Annotated in this window: 20 protein-coding genes; 7 read left to right on the plus strand and 13 right to left on the minus strand. The window is 66.0% G+C overall.

Annotated features, from left to right (window positions below; genetic code table 11):
- The first annotated feature begins 17 nt into the window (after positions 1-17).
- From D9V34_RS10895 to D9V34_RS10905, 3 genes are read left to right on the plus strand one after another with little or no spacing between them, the layout of a single operon-like run.
- The gene (locus D9V34_RS10895; RefSeq protein WP_121688825.1) at positions 18-386 is read left to right on the plus strand and encodes a GntR family transcriptional regulator; all 369 of its coding nucleotides are present in this window, start codon (positions 18-20) and stop codon (positions 384-386) included.
- Positions 383-1273, plus strand: a complete 891-nt coding sequence (locus tag D9V34_RS10900; protein ID WP_121688826.1) for an ABC transporter ATP-binding protein — start codon at positions 383-385, stop codon at positions 1271-1273. The genes D9V34_RS10895 and D9V34_RS10900 overlap by 4 nt, the downstream gene beginning before the upstream one ends.
- Positions 1270-2064, plus strand: coding sequence for a hypothetical protein (locus D9V34_RS10905; RefSeq protein WP_245992002.1), 795 nt, complete (start codon positions 1270-1272; stop codon positions 2062-2064). The genes D9V34_RS10900 and D9V34_RS10905 overlap by 4 nt, the downstream gene beginning before the upstream one ends.
- Positions 2065-2159: 95 nt before the next feature.
- On the opposite strand, the gene D9V34_RS10910 is transcribed toward D9V34_RS10905, so the two are convergent.
- The gene (locus D9V34_RS10910) at positions 2160-2957 is read right to left on the minus strand and encodes an inositol monophosphatase family protein (RefSeq protein WP_121688827.1); all 798 of its coding nucleotides are present in this window, start codon (positions 2955-2957) and stop codon (positions 2160-2162) included.
- 81 nt (positions 2958-3038) lie between these two features.
- On the opposite strand from D9V34_RS10910, the gene D9V34_RS10915 reads away from it, so the two are divergent.
- Positions 3039-3989 carry a winged helix-turn-helix transcriptional regulator gene (locus D9V34_RS10915; RefSeq protein WP_121688828.1) on the plus strand — a complete coding sequence of 317 codons (951 nt, stop codon included), beginning with the start codon at positions 3039-3041 and terminating at the stop codon, positions 3987-3989.
- A gap of 101 nt (positions 3990-4090) precedes the next feature.
- On the opposite strand, the gene ndk is transcribed toward D9V34_RS10915, so the two are convergent.
- A complete protein-coding gene (gene ndk, locus D9V34_RS10920) occupies positions 4091-4507 on the minus strand; it encodes a nucleoside-diphosphate kinase (protein ID WP_030143793.1) in 417 nt (138 codons plus the stop codon).
- Positions 4508-4787: 280 nt separating this feature from the next.
- Between ndk and D9V34_RS10925 the strand changes: the two genes are divergently transcribed.
- The gene (locus D9V34_RS10925) at positions 4788-5606 is read left to right on the plus strand and encodes a CPBP family intramembrane glutamic endopeptidase (RefSeq protein ID WP_121688829.1); all 819 of its coding nucleotides are present in this window, start codon (positions 4788-4790) and stop codon (positions 5604-5606) included.
- Here the strand turns inward: D9V34_RS10925 and D9V34_RS10930 are convergent.
- The 10 genes from D9V34_RS10930 to D9V34_RS10975 form a co-directional block, all read right to left on the minus strand.
- Positions 5554-5961 (minus strand): hypothetical protein, encoded by a 408-nt coding sequence (locus tag D9V34_RS10930; RefSeq protein WP_121688830.1) that lies wholly within the window; start codon positions 5959-5961, stop codon positions 5554-5556. The genes D9V34_RS10925 and D9V34_RS10930 overlap by 53 nt on opposite strands.
- A complete protein-coding gene (locus tag D9V34_RS10935; protein ID WP_183091952.1) occupies positions 5958-6608 on the minus strand; it encodes an Asp23/Gls24 family envelope stress response protein in 651 nt (216 codons plus the stop codon). The genes D9V34_RS10930 and D9V34_RS10935 overlap by 4 nt, the downstream gene beginning before the upstream one ends.
- The gene (locus D9V34_RS10940; RefSeq protein ID WP_121688831.1) at positions 6605-7171 is read right to left on the minus strand and encodes an RNA polymerase sigma factor; all 567 of its coding nucleotides are present in this window, start codon (positions 7169-7171) and stop codon (positions 6605-6607) included. The genes D9V34_RS10935 and D9V34_RS10940 overlap by 4 nt, the downstream gene beginning before the upstream one ends.
- A gap of 178 nt (positions 7172-7349) precedes the next feature.
- Complete coding sequence (locus D9V34_RS10945) at positions 7350-7523, minus strand: CsbD family protein (protein WP_121688832.1); 174 nt, start codon at positions 7521-7523, stop codon at positions 7350-7352.
- Positions 7524-7550: 27 nt separating this feature from the next.
- Positions 7551-7766, minus strand: coding sequence for a hypothetical protein (locus tag D9V34_RS10950; protein WP_121688833.1), 216 nt, complete (start codon positions 7764-7766; stop codon positions 7551-7553).
- A 47-nt stretch (positions 7767-7813) separates the two neighbouring features.
- Positions 7814-8431 carry a hypothetical protein gene (locus D9V34_RS10955; RefSeq protein ID WP_121688834.1) on the minus strand — a complete coding sequence of 206 codons (618 nt, stop codon included), beginning with the start codon at positions 8429-8431 and terminating at the stop codon, positions 7814-7816.
- Positions 8428-8994, minus strand: a complete 567-nt coding sequence (locus D9V34_RS10960) for a DUF6286 domain-containing protein (RefSeq protein ID WP_121688835.1) — start codon at positions 8992-8994, stop codon at positions 8428-8430. The genes D9V34_RS10955 and D9V34_RS10960 overlap by 4 nt, the downstream gene beginning before the upstream one ends.
- Positions 8991-9338 carry a hypothetical protein gene (locus D9V34_RS10965; RefSeq protein WP_121688836.1) on the minus strand — a complete coding sequence of 116 codons (348 nt, stop codon included), beginning with the start codon at positions 9336-9338 and terminating at the stop codon, positions 8991-8993. The genes D9V34_RS10960 and D9V34_RS10965 overlap by 4 nt, the downstream gene beginning before the upstream one ends.
- The gene (locus D9V34_RS10970; protein WP_121688837.1) at positions 9335-9526 is read right to left on the minus strand and encodes a DUF2273 domain-containing protein; all 192 of its coding nucleotides are present in this window, start codon (positions 9524-9526) and stop codon (positions 9335-9337) included. Before D9V34_RS10970 ends, D9V34_RS10965 begins: the two co-directional genes overlap by 4 nt.
- On the minus strand, positions 9523-9978 hold the full coding sequence (locus D9V34_RS10975) for an Asp23/Gls24 family envelope stress response protein (protein WP_121688838.1): 456 nt from the start codon (positions 9976-9978) through the stop codon (positions 9523-9525). Before D9V34_RS10975 ends, D9V34_RS10970 begins: the two co-directional genes overlap by 4 nt.
- 203 nt (positions 9979-10181) lie before the next feature.
- Here D9V34_RS10975 and D9V34_RS10980 point away from each other — a divergent pair, with 203 nt between their 5' ends.
- Entirely contained in the window at positions 10182-10781 is a 600-nt protein-coding gene (locus D9V34_RS10980) for a hypothetical protein (protein ID WP_121688839.1), read from the plus strand.
- On the plus strand, positions 10763-11392 hold the full coding sequence (locus D9V34_RS10985; RefSeq protein ID WP_121688840.1) for an RES family NAD+ phosphorylase: 630 nt from the start codon (positions 10763-10765) through the stop codon (positions 11390-11392). The genes D9V34_RS10980 and D9V34_RS10985 overlap by 19 nt, the downstream gene beginning before the upstream one ends.
- Before the next feature lie 94 nt (positions 11393-11486).
- On the opposite strand, the gene D9V34_RS10990 is transcribed toward D9V34_RS10985, so the two are convergent.
- Positions 11487-11873 (minus strand): DUF4233 domain-containing protein, encoded by a 387-nt coding sequence (locus tag D9V34_RS10990; protein WP_051701821.1) that lies wholly within the window; start codon positions 11871-11873, stop codon positions 11487-11489.

Here is an 11873-nt window from a genome sequence, read left to right on the forward strand (position 1 = left end):
TGGACTAGAGTAGTGGTGTGTTCACAGGTACCACTCCCCTCTTCCAGCAGCTCGCCACGCGGCTCGCCGATGACATTGTCTCCGAAACCTACCCGGAGGAATCGGCGGTGCCGTCGGCGACCGACCTGGCCGTGTTTTTTGATCTGAACCCGGCCACCGCCTCCAAGGGCGTCAACCTCCTGGTGGAACAGGGCGCCCTCTATAAAAAACGCGGAATCGGCATCTTTGTTGCCCCCGGCGCTCGGGAGCTCCTGCTCGCTCAGCGTCGAGAACGACTACGCGCCGACTTCGTTGAACCGCTGGTTCGCGAAGCAAACCTGCTCGGGCTGGACCCCGCCGAGATTGAGCGCCTCATCCGCGACACCATCGCAAAGGAACCCTCATGACCAACCATCTTGTCCTCGACGGCGTCACCCGACGCTTCGGCTCCCACACCGCGCTCGACGGCGTGTCCTTCACACTGCCCACCGGCAGCATCTGCGGTCTCCTGGGGCGCAACGGCGCGGGCAAAACGACGCTGCTCTCGCTGATCGCCGGCCAGGATCTGCCCAGCGCGGGCACCGTGCACATAAACGGACACTCCCCGTTTGAACACGCCCCCACGCTGGCCGAGATCAACCTGGTGCGGGACAATCAGCGATACCCGGATGATTTCACCGTGCGCAACGTGCTCACCATCGCCCCGCGCTTCCTGCCGCACTGGGATGCGCGGTTCGCCCGGCAACTCGCGGCGGGCTTCCGGGTACCGCTGGATCAGTCGGTGAAGAAGTTCTCCCGCGGCCAGCTCTCCGCGGTGGCCATCGTGCTGGGACTGGCGTCTCGCGCGCCGCTCACGCTGATGGACGAGCCCTATCTCGGGCTCGACGTCAACGCACGGCGCTACTTCCACGAGGCCCTGGTCCGAGATGTGGCCGAGCACCCGCGCACCGTGATCCTCTCCACCCACCACGTGGAGGAGTCCGAGTCGCTGTTTGACCGGGTGCTGATCGTGGATTCGGGACGAATCCTGCTGGACGCGGATATCGAGGAAATCCCCGACCTTGCCTTCACCGTGAGCGGACGCGACGACGCGATCCGCGAGCTGACTGTTGGCATGGAGGTCCTACGCCTCCAGACTGTCCCCGGCCTCGCCTCGGCGACCATTCGCGGCACCGCCGACGACGCGTTTCTGGCCCGAGCAGATGCCGTGGGTGCGCGCATCCAGGGGGTCAGCGTGGCCGATCTGGTGACGGCGCTTGGTAGCGATTCCGCAGCCGAGGCGGTGGCCGCATGACCGTTCTCGATGCCTCCGCGCAGGCCCGCACCCCCGGTGCTGCCTCCACCTCTACCTCCACCTCCACGAAGGGACCCGCCATGAACCCGGTACTCGCGGTTACTCGACTGCATCTCACGCGAAAGCGGATGACGTTCGGGGTGCCGGTGCTCTATGTGGGGATCGTCGCGGTACTCTCGATTCTCATTTCGCTGATCTTCTGGCGGGCGGGCAGCCAGCCGGGCACCGCCGGCTGGATCGACAGTTCCCGATCCAACCCCGGGCTGGTCTGGGCACTCGGTGGGTTCCTGGGCTACATGGGGGTGTCCTCGACCGCGACCACATTCCGTTTCGCGATCACCCTGGGGGCCACCCGGCGTGCCTTCACCCTGGGCACACTGCTGTGGAACCTGGTAATCGCCGCCTACTTGGCCGCCGTGCTGACGGCTCTGGCGGCGCTGGAGCTGGCGACCAACCACTGGTTTGTGGGTTTCTACATCTTCGACATCGCCATCCTGGGCAACGGCAACCTCCCGGTGACGTTTGCGATCGTCCTCCTGGGCGTGCTGTCAATCCTGACCGTCGCCGGGGTTTTCGGGGCGGCGTGGATCCGTTTCAATAACCGTGGACCAATCCTGCTGGGCATCGGCATCGGCTTGGTGGTCGTCGTGGCCGTGCTGATCCTGGTACCGCAGGCCGCCCAGATTATCGCCGCATTTGAACCCTGGTGGCTGGCCATCGCCGCGGGCGTCGCCATTATTGCGGCGAGCCTCGGATCCTGGCGTCTGCTGCGCCGGGCGATCATCCGATAGTTTGCGTCCGCCACGCTGCCCGCCCGGGAGACCGGGCGGGCAGCGTGTTTAGCAAGCAGCGTGTTTAGCGGGCAGGCGGTTAGCAAGCAGGGCGTTTAGCAGGCCAGGGCATTCAGGAGCTCATCACGCAGCGCCGGTGTTGCCACCAGCACCGAGGCGGAGTTCGGGATCCACGATTCACCGGCTGCGTCGGTGACGGATGCGCCGGCCTCGCGGGCGATCAGGACGGCACCCAGCAGGTTGGAGCGGTCATCACCGAACTCCCAAAAGGCGTCCAGCCGTCCGGCCGCCACATCGGCGATCTGCCAGGAGGTAGGACCCAGATTGCGCACCGCACCGGCGACGCCGAGCACCCGCGCGAGGGAGTCGCCCGCCCGGTGCACGGCCGAGGGATCCTGGGCGGCGAAGGGCGGCTGGCTGGTGGACACCAGTGCCACGGCGATGTCGCGAGTTTCCGAGGGCAGAATTCGCTCGCCATTGCGCCACGCCCCCTCCCCACTTACGGCCGAGTAGGTTTCACCCAGAACCGGATTGTGGAGTACCGCAAGCACCGGCTCTCCGTCTTCGAGCAGCGTCGCGGTCAGGCACCACTGGGGAAGCCCGCGCATGTACTGCACCGCACCATCCACCGAATCCACCAACCAGGCCGCGCCTCGGGGAAGGTCGGCAGAGTCGAGCTCGTCGATCCAGGCGGCATCCGGTCGCAGCGCCATCAGGGCCGGCCGCAGAATCGCCATCACGTCGGCTTCCAGGGCCTCGAATGCCGCTCGGAAGGCCCGCATGTCGGGCAGGGCGGCAACCTGCGGACGGGTCAGGAGCTGTGAGCCGGCCTCGCGCAGGGCGGATTCGAGAGACGGGAGAAGGGACGGGGTCGATGTCGTGAGTGTGCTCATGTCTTGAGCCTGGACCCGACGGGCCAGATCGGCCCTTTTTCCACCTAGATTTGAGCGATACCTACAAGTAGGATCATCAACATGAGCGATTTAGCACTGAGTCTCGCGGATCAACGCATCATTGCCGCCCTCCAGTGCGACCCGCGCGTCTCCCTCGAGCGCCTTGCCTCCGTCCTGGACCTCGGGGTGCGCCCCGCCGGGCGGCGGCTCAATACGCTGCTGGACTCGGGCGACCTTCGCATCATCGCCCGCACTCCCCCGCCCACCCGCACGGCGCTCATGCTGCGGATCCACATTCTGAGCGGCAAGCTTGACCAGCTCGGACGAGCCCTGGCCCGGCGTGAGGACATCCCCTATATCGACGCATCCATCGGGGGCGATGAACTGGCGGCGGTCTTGATTGCCGAGTCCGACGTGGCCGGACAGCTGGTGGCGCGCCAGCTCCCCGCATCCGGCGCGATCACCGCGGTCGCGGCCCACCCGATTCTGCACGTGTTCTCCGAGGCGAGGAATTGGCGCCTCGATGTGCTGAGCAGCGCGGAGCGTCGGGCTTTCACCCCACCCGAGACGTATCCGCATCCGCCGACCGCCGAGGACCTGAGCGCCCGCGACGCGGCAATCATCGCGGCTCTCGGTGCGCAGCCGCGCGCCAGCGCCGCGCAGATCGCCGCCCGCATCGACGCCCCGGAATCCACCGTGCGTCGCCGCCTCACGGCCCTGCGCGCCTCCGGCCAGGTCCAGTTTGAAACGGTGGTGAACCCGGCGCGCGTGGGCCTGCCTATCGACGTGAACTTCTGGATGCGGGTTTCTCCGCGCCATCTGGATACCGTGGGGCGCACGCTCGCGCAGCATCCTGCCGTCCACGGCACCCTGGCGATTGCCGGTGCTTTCAGCCTCAACGTGGCGGCGTGGTTTGCCAGCCTGGAACACCTCTATCAATTCACCACCGAAGTCCTGGCGGAATTGCCGATCGAGAGCGCCGAACCGGTCGTGGTGGGCGCGGCAATCAAGCGTCCGGGGGTTCCGGTTTAGGGCCGCGCATCGGTCACGGTCTCACCCCGAGAGACGCGGCACAACGCGCTCTCCCCCAACAAAAAACGGCACCCCGCGGGGTGCCGTTTTTTGGATGCCTCCTAGTCGAACCAGAGACCCAGCTCACGCTGTGCGGACTCGACGCTGTCGGATCCGTGGACCAGGTTCTGCTGCACGGCCAGGCCCCAGTCACGGCCGAAGTCACCGCGGATGGTGCCGGGAGCGGCAAGGGTCGGGTCGGTGGTACCGGCGAGGACGCGGAAGCCCTCGATCACGCGGTCACCGGCGACGCGAATGGCCACCACCGGGCCCTCCAGCATGAACGCAACCAGGGGCTCGTAGAATGGCTTGCCCTGGTGTTCGGCGTAGTGCTGCTCAAGACGCGAACGCTCCGGCTGGACCATACGCAGGTCAACAACCGAGTAGCCCTTGGCTTCGATCCGGCGGATGATCTCGCCACTGAGCTTGCGGGCAACACCGTCCGGCTTAACAAGGACGAGGGTTTCTTCAACGGCCATGGGGACCTCCTAGGTCTGGGAAAGGGGAGGGCAAAAGCCCACACACACGATAACAAGCCAGCAGTTCCAACGGGGAACCGCGGCGGCGCGGCGGACGAACATCTGACGTTCACATCCGTCCCGGACCCCCTCGAACTGGGGTGCACACCGGGGTCGAGGACGCTGTTGCCGAGCTGAGACATGACGCTACATTCGCAGTAGCGGGGTGCCGGGGCCACGCCGAAACACGGCACTGCACGAGCTGCGGCGAGGTGCGAGATTGAACGCAAAGGGGAAAAGCATGACGGAATCGGTACGGGCATCTAACGCGTGGACCCGGTTTTGGGAGCGCGGCGGGTGGTGGCGCGCGATCATACTGGCAATCGCGTACCTCGCGCTGTACAACCTGTTTTCACTGGCCTTCCTCCCCCTCGCCGCCCACGTCGCCGAGGGATCGGCATCGGCGGTTGTGGTTGACTATATTCTCCCGCTGGTCATCGGCGGCCTGCTGCTGATCGGATTTGCCCTCTCACTGGGCTGGTTCGGTTCACTCTTTGCTCGGCAAACCATCACCGGCCGCGGGTGGATGTGGATCGCCGTGGTTGCGGTGCTGGGATTCAACGTGCTGAGGCTGTTCACCATCGACTATGCGGCCGTTGACTTCGGTGTGGTCGCCACCTGGCTGCTCGCCGGCCTGTTCATCGGGTTCGCCGAGGAGCTACTCACCCGGGGCCTGGTGATCCGGCTACTCCGCAACGCCGGCTACCGCGAGATCACGGTGGCCCTGGTCTCCGCGGCGGTGTTTGCCGGGCTGCACGCGAGCAACCTGCTGACCGGGCAGACGCTGGCCGCCACCGCGTTTCAGCTGGTCTACACCTTCGCCTTTGGGCTGTGCATGTACCTCGCACTGCGGGTCACCGGCAACCTGATCTGGCCGATCCTGCTGCATGCCTCAACCGACCCCACGATCTTCCTGTCCACCGCGCACGCGGTGGACTCCCCGCTGAGCGCGATTGCCGGCCTGGGCAACATCGCGGTGATCGTGGCAGGATTCGGGCTGGTGTGGTTTATCCGGGATGACCGAGCAGGATCCCCGAGTCGTCCCGTGGGTGTTCGTTAGGCTCGCTCCGCGCAGCAACGACCTGCTCGATGTGCACCACCGTCACGTGGATGCTCGCCGCACCCTCGCCCCGGGCTCGCAGTGCCACCCCCACCGCATCGTGCGCGCGACGGGCGGTTTCGGTGGCCCCGAATGCGGAGTCCACGCCGATTGCGACGCTGACCCGAACCGTATCGGATTCCCGCTCCAGCAGCACAAGCGTGGCCGCCCCATCGCGCAGCCCCAGCAGGCGAGCGCCCACCTCGACCACCCGCGCGACCGTGAGTCCGGCCTGAAACACCCCTGTCACGCCCGGCAGTGCGCGCACGGTCGCCTCAATCTCGGCGGCCAGTTCAAAATCTTCGACGGTGCTCATCGGTTTTCCTCCGGCTCAGTTGCCTGCGTTGGGCCACCCTGAATGGTGGTCTCCGGTGCTGCCACATCACGCACCGCGACATCAATCCCGTTGATTTTCAACCCGGTGTGGGTGTGCAGGCGTGCGGCGATTTCGGCGCGTAGCAGTGCGACGGCCGCGGGAATCGGGGTGCCAAAGGTCACGCCGACCTCCAGTCGGATTCCGACCGGAGCACCAAACTCCTCCACCTCGCCGTCGAGGTGACAGCGTCCCACCAGCACGCCCGGGACCGCGGTTTCGGCAGCCCGGATGAGTCCACGAAGCGCACCCTCGGTGATGCCCAGATCCACCCCGGGCACCTCTTCGGTCAGCGGAATGCGTCGTCCGGCACGGGCATCCAGGGCGATCCCCGCGAGGATCCCCTGCACCCAGCCCTCATCGGTGGCCGGTTCCGCCGCCACATCCGCGGCGAGCAGTTCGGGAGTCAGCGCGCGCACGCGCTCCAGGGCATCCAGTGCGAGCCTGCACCCCGCAGACTCCTCGATCGCCGGATTGGCGGGTGTGCGCCCGGCATCCAGGTAGTCGGTTAGGTCCTCGAGGGTAAACCCGTCGAGTTCCTCCGGCTCCACGCCGAGGGTTTTCAGGTCATAGTCTGGTTCACCGGTCATCGCCACTGCTCCATCCGTACGATGATGTATTTTCGGGCGCGGGCCAGCAGGCCTCGGACAGTCGAGAGCGGCAGATCCAGCTCCTCGGCAATCTCGTCATACCCGTAATCGCCGAGCTCACGCAGGACCCAGCACTCACGCTGCGCGTCCGGCAATTCTTTCAGTGCGGCGCTCAGCGCCGCAACACTCGCCAGCGCCTCGGCTCGGCGCGGTGGGGTGGCGGCGGGTGATGCCATGGGCTCCACCAGATCGATATCCGCATGCGGTTTACTACTGCGCAGCCGGTCCACGGCCTTGCGACTGGTGATCCGCATCAGCCAGCTCTTCACCCGCTCGAGGTTTTCCAGCTCGGGCAGCTGAGCCCACGCGGTAATAAAGGTGTCCTGCACCACATCATCCACCTCGGCGCTGCCGGGCAGGATGCGGCGTGCATAGGCCCGCATCATGGGTGTATACCTGCGAACCAAGACCGCGAAGGCCACGGTGTCACCGTCGGCCGCTCGCCCGGCAACGATCCGGTCATCCGCGTTTTCCAGCGCACTAGAGAATCGTTCACCGCTCATACCCCGTCCCCCTCAGTCGATGAGTATTCGCCGGCGGCAGCGACGGGGAAACCCCGGTTGTGCCGCGCCCGTACCCTCATCTTCTCCCGCCGCGTCTGCCGAAACAAGAGTGATTTGTACATATGTTATTTATCGTCACGCGAACGGGGGCGAACCCTGCGGTTCGCCCCCAAATCGACTACTTCGTGAACGCGTCCTTGACGTCCTCGACGGTGTCCTTCACGTCACCCTTCACCTGATCGGCCTTGCCCTCGGCAACCAGCTTCTCGTTATCGGTGACGTTACCGATGACCTCCTTGGCCTTTCCGACGACGATGTCTGCGGCGGCCTTGATACGGTTTTCTGCACTCATGATGTGACTCCTCTGTTTCGTGATGATCTAGTTGCCGACGAGAGACTTGCGGGTCTTCTCAAGGGACTTCTGAGCGTTCTTGGCGAGCTTCTTACGCGCCCTCTTGGCATCCGGGCTCGTCCAGAGCCGTTCAACCTGGTGGCGCAGATCCTCATAGTTCTTGCCGCGGTTTTTTGCCGACTGCACGCCCACAAAATACGCCGCCACCACGAGGATTGCGATGATTAAGAGATTCTTTGGCATCCGTACCACTCCTTTTGTTGAGATTGACGATTGTTGAGATTGACGACCTAGCGCACCCGCGTTGCCGAGCGCCACCGGTCCAGCCATCCCCGACCCTGCAGGTGCAGGATCACGGGAATTGTTGTGCCCGCCAGGGCGTCCCAGTCACGCACCGCCTGCTCGACCTCCTCGAGCACGCGCGGCACCCGGGCACCTCGGCGCAGGGTGATGCCGAGCCGGATCGCCGGTGCGCGACGCACCCGATAGACACTCGTGCTGGCCGAGAGTACGTCGGTGCTCTCGCGCAGGCGGGCGGCGATCAGGGTGTCGGCCAGATTCGCATCCAGCGCGGTCTCCCCCTGCTCGCCCGAGGCGCGCAGGACGGTGGCGGTTTTCCCCCCTCCCCGGGTGGAAAGGAAGATGATCAGCAAGACCAGGAGAATGATGATCTTGGCGATGGCCAGCACGGCCGCCCCGGAGAGGGCGATCCCGCCGGGGAGCTCAAACCAGAACGATCCCAGCCAGTCGCCGATCCCGGAGAGCCAGCCGGCCACGGTATCCAGTGCTCCATCGGCCCAGGCGGGCAGACGCCCGCTGGCCAGCGCAAGGAATGCGCCGACGACAGCGAGTGCGAGACCGGTGACCAGCAGCAGGGCACGATTCACGATGCGATTGGTTGCATTCATGAGACCACTCCCCGTTCGGCGATTCGTACCCGAACCTCGCTGACAAAGCCGGCCGCGGTGAGGGTCTCCCGGGCGACCTCACGCACGGATTCGGGATTGAGCGCCACACCGCTGGTGGGGGTGACGTGCACACTCGCCCGAGTGCGACCCACAACCACCGAGACGTTGCTGCGGTCCAGGCCCTCGGCTTCGGCGACCCGATCGGCCACCGTATCGGCGAGGACCCCGTTATCCACGAGGATCGCCAGCCGGTCGGTGCTGCGCGATCGACGATCGCGTCGACCCGGTGCGAGCGCCAGCCAGATCAGCAGGATGGCCAGGAGCAGCAGAATGATTCCGCCGCCCAGTGCCACGCCCCCCACATCGAATGCGACGTGACGCCCGGAGAGGAACTCGGCCACCCCCGTGGCCACCCGTTCATCGATGATCATCCAGATGCCGAGCACCAGCAGGGCACCCAGCAGGAGGGCCAACAGGCTCGCTGTCACCACCGCCGGAGCGGTGCGTGAATCGTGACTCTCGCGTCGGAGGACGCGGGTGTACACGTGTGTGTCGATACTCATAGAACCCTCCTCTCGCGGACTTCACGGACACCCGAATAGCGAATGTCCACCACCGAGACGGTGCGTCCGGCAAGCGACTCCAACCCACGGATCACCGCTTCACGAAGCGCCTCGGCCCGGGTGATCAGGGTGTCCCCCGGACGCTGGCCGAGGGCAACCGGAACGGTCACCGTGGCCTTCAACGCGCCGGCCTCATCCGAAAAGGAAACCGATACGTCCTGGGCGGTCACCCGTGCGGCATCGCGCACCAGCCCCACCGCGAGATGCTGAAGCGCCCGGCCCGTGACGGTGGTCCGTCCGATGAGATTGCGCTCACCGGTGTCGGCTCGGACGTCCCCGGTCATGACGAGGAACGCCGTCCACGGAACACGTCCGCCAGGGCGCGCACATCCAGTCGGCCATCAACAATCCGCCCGATCCCCGCTCCCACCAGCATCGCCACGGCCACGAGCACAAAGGCCCAGAAGCCGAGCACGATCCAGGTCAGGGCGAGGACCGCACCGATTGCGGCCCCCACTCCCGACTTACTCACTGGACTCGAGCCTCCTGCGGAGCCTTCTGCTCCTCGTGGTCATCCTCGGAGGGGATGTGGACGTCGTTGACGGTCACGTTGACCTCGGTCACGTCGAGACCCACGAGGTCCTCGATTGCACGATAGATCGCCGCACGAACGTCATCGGCCACCTTCTGCAGGGATACCGGGTACTCGGCCACGATGGTCACGTCGGCGGCGGCCTGCTTCTCGCCCACCTCGACGCTGATGCCCTGGGTGAGATCGGTGGTGTTCAGCGCATCGCGGATCGCGCCGACCACACGGGCGGCACCTCCGCCGAGGGCGTAGACGCCGGGAACCTCACGGGCGGCGATACCGGCGATCTTGGCGACAACTCCGTCATCAATCGTGGTCTTGCCACCAAGGCTTCCGGCGGCCACGCCTGCCGGGTCGATCTTCGTCTGGGGGTTGGTTCCGGTTACGTTAGCCATGATGTTCTCCTTCACAAACCTGTCCGCACTCGGTGGTGCGGATCGCCTGAAGCGGCGACACAACTAGGACGTTTCCGGCACGAGATTCGTCACAAAACAGTTGGCATGTTTTTGGGACGGTGGCGAAAAGACCCGGATTTCCGGGGGTTCTTCGTAGATATCTGGCGAATCCAACGTTAGACTCAAACGTAGGAAGCGGAGGAATGATGTCGATCAAGCAGCAGCGCACCGCCGACGCCGCCCTCGTACACGAGGCCGTGCGCGCGGTGACCGGTGCCGATGCCACCCCGGCCGAGGTGGCCGACCTGCTGGATCGGGTGCGCGCCCGGACCGCGGTGAGTGAACTCTCCGGCGTCCTCGCCCGCACGGCTCAGGCCCCGCACCCGGCCCTGGCCCGCGGTGCCCAGGCGGGGGAAAACGCGATCCGGGCGATTGATACCGAGTTTGGCCTGCTCACCAGCGCCGAGGTGGCCAAGATCCTCGGATCCTCCTCCACCCCGAGCGCCATTCGTGCGCTGGCCAGTGATATGCGTGGGCGCGGCGAGCTGCTGGCCCTCAAACGGCTCAACCGGTTTGTCTATCCGGGGTTCCAGTTTGACCGGGGACGGGGACGGGTCAAACCGTTTGTGAAACCGCTGGTGGCGCTCACCCAGGCCAGCAACTGGGACGAGGTTGATGCGGTGCTCTGGCTCTGCACCCCGAGCACCTACTTTGACGATGCGTCACGCCCGGTCGACCACCTCGATACCGAACCCGAGCGGGTTATGGAGATTGCCCGGCGCGCATGGAACCCCGGCTGGTAGTCCCGGCACCGCCGGAACCGTTCGATCCCGAGACGATCGAGCTCCCCGCGGGCCTTGTGCTGTTTCGGGTGCATGCGGCTGAGCGCCTAGCGACCACCTTCAACCCGGGTTTTGGGGCCCCCACCCGCTTTGCCTTCTTCGGCGAGCCGATGGTTCCGGTGCTCTACGCGGCCGAAACCGAGCAGGCGGCGATCGCCGAAACCCTGCTCCACGACACCCCGCTGAGCGGCGGCACGCTCCTGCCCTCCGCCTATCGCGGCCGCCGTCTCTCGCGGATCACCACGGCCCGCCCGCTCCGCTTCGCCTCGCTGCTGGGCCTCGGCCTCCGCCGGCTCGGGGTGAGCGCCGACCAGGTCACCGCGACCCCCGCCGCCCACTATGAACACACCGTGCACTGGGCACGCGCCGCCCACGAAGCGGGGTTCGACGGCATCGCCTATATGAGCCGCCAGTGCAACTCCGATCGAGCATTCGTGCTGTTCGGAGACCGCGTACCCCAGGCCCTCGCCCCCGAATCCGAACTCCACTGGGACTTCGATGACCCCGCGGCCGGACTCCCTCGCCTGATCACCTTCTGCACCGCCCTGGGCGTGGAGGTGGTGGCGCGGTAGCCCAGACCCTACGCCTGCAGTCACACACAAGCCGCGGCGCGGATCTCGAAGGACCCGCGCCGCGGCGTTTGTTGAGGTGGCAGGGAAACGGTGGCTATTCGCCGGTCGCTTCCTGGTGCCGGCGGAAGGCGGCGTTGCGCTCATCAAGCTGTGTGCCCTTGTAGACGCCGTAGATCCAGAGTGCCAGGAACAGCGCGGCGGCCACCCAGATCTCGCCCACCAGGAAGCCCGCGGCCACCAGGCATGCCTGCACCACCCAGCCGAGGATCTCGCCCAGCGGGCTCTTCAGCGTGGCCAGGGCGACCAGCATAATCACGATGACCACACCGCCACCCACCAGCGCGTACCAGGGCTCGCCCGGTGCGGCCTTCAGCCCGAACACGGTCAGGGAGGCCAGGCCGATGATGATGAGTTCAAAACCCAGGATGATCGACAGCAGCATCTCCTTGACGCCGCGCTGGCGCCGCACCCGTCCCGCCAC

Source organism: Mycetocola lacteus (assembly GCF_003667575.1).
GTDB lineage: Bacteria > Actinomycetota > Actinomycetes > Actinomycetales > Microbacteriaceae > Mycetocola > Mycetocola lacteus.

Coding starts and splice junctions, on each gene's coding strand:
- D9V34_RS10975 (WP_121688838.1), bottom strand. CDS start 9,978: ATGGCTAACGTAACCGGAACCAACCCCCAGACGAAGATCGACCCGGCA.
- D9V34_RS10935 (WP_183091952.1), bottom strand. CDS start 6,608: ATGACCGGTGAACCAGACTATGACCTGAAAACCCTCGGCGTGGAGCCG.
- D9V34_RS10950 (WP_121688833.1), bottom strand. CDS start 7,766: ATGCCAAAGAATCTCTTAATCATCGCAATCCTCGTGGTGGCGGCGTAT.
- D9V34_RS10985 (WP_121688840.1), top strand. CDS start 10,763: ATGGAACCCCGGCTGGTAGTCCCGGCACCGCCGGAACCGTTCGATCCC.
- D9V34_RS10940 (WP_121688831.1), bottom strand. CDS start 7,171: ATGAGCGGTGAACGATTCTCTAGTGCGCTGGAAAACGCGGATGACCGG.
- D9V34_RS10925 (WP_121688829.1), top strand. CDS start 4,788: ATGACGGAATCGGTACGGGCATCTAACGCGTGGACCCGGTTTTGGGAG.
- D9V34_RS10910 (WP_121688827.1), bottom strand. CDS start 2,957: ATGAGCACACTCACGACATCGACCCCGTCCCTTCTCCCGTCTCTCGAA.
- D9V34_RS10930 (WP_121688830.1), bottom strand. CDS start 5,961: ATGAGCACCGTCGAAGATTTTGAACTGGCCGCCGAGATTGAGGCGACC.
- ndk (WP_030143793.1), bottom strand. CDS start 4,507: ATGGCCGTTGAAGAAACCCTCGTCCTTGTTAAGCCGGACGGTGTTGCC.
- D9V34_RS10900 (WP_121688826.1), top strand. CDS start 383: ATGACCAACCATCTTGTCCTCGACGGCGTCACCCGACGCTTCGGCTCC.
- D9V34_RS10965 (WP_121688836.1), bottom strand. CDS start 9,338: ATGACCGGGGACGTCCGAGCCGACACCGGTGAGCGCAATCTCATCGGA.
- D9V34_RS10980 (WP_121688839.1), top strand. CDS start 10,182: ATGATGTCGATCAAGCAGCAGCGCACCGCCGACGCCGCCCTCGTACAC.
- D9V34_RS10955 (WP_121688834.1), bottom strand. CDS start 8,431: ATGAATGCAACCAATCGCATCGTGAATCGTGCCCTGCTGCTGGTCACC.
- D9V34_RS10960 (WP_121688835.1), bottom strand. CDS start 8,994: ATGAGTATCGACACACACGTGTACACCCGCGTCCTCCGACGCGAGAGT.
- D9V34_RS10915 (WP_121688828.1), top strand. CDS start 3,039: ATGAGCGATTTAGCACTGAGTCTCGCGGATCAACGCATCATTGCCGCC.
- D9V34_RS10905 (WP_245992002.1), top strand. CDS start 1,270: ATGACCGTTCTCGATGCCTCCGCGCAGGCCCGCACCCCCGGTGCTGCC.
- D9V34_RS10945 (WP_121688832.1), bottom strand. CDS start 7,523: ATGAGTGCAGAAAACCGTATCAAGGCCGCCGCAGACATCGTCGTCGGA.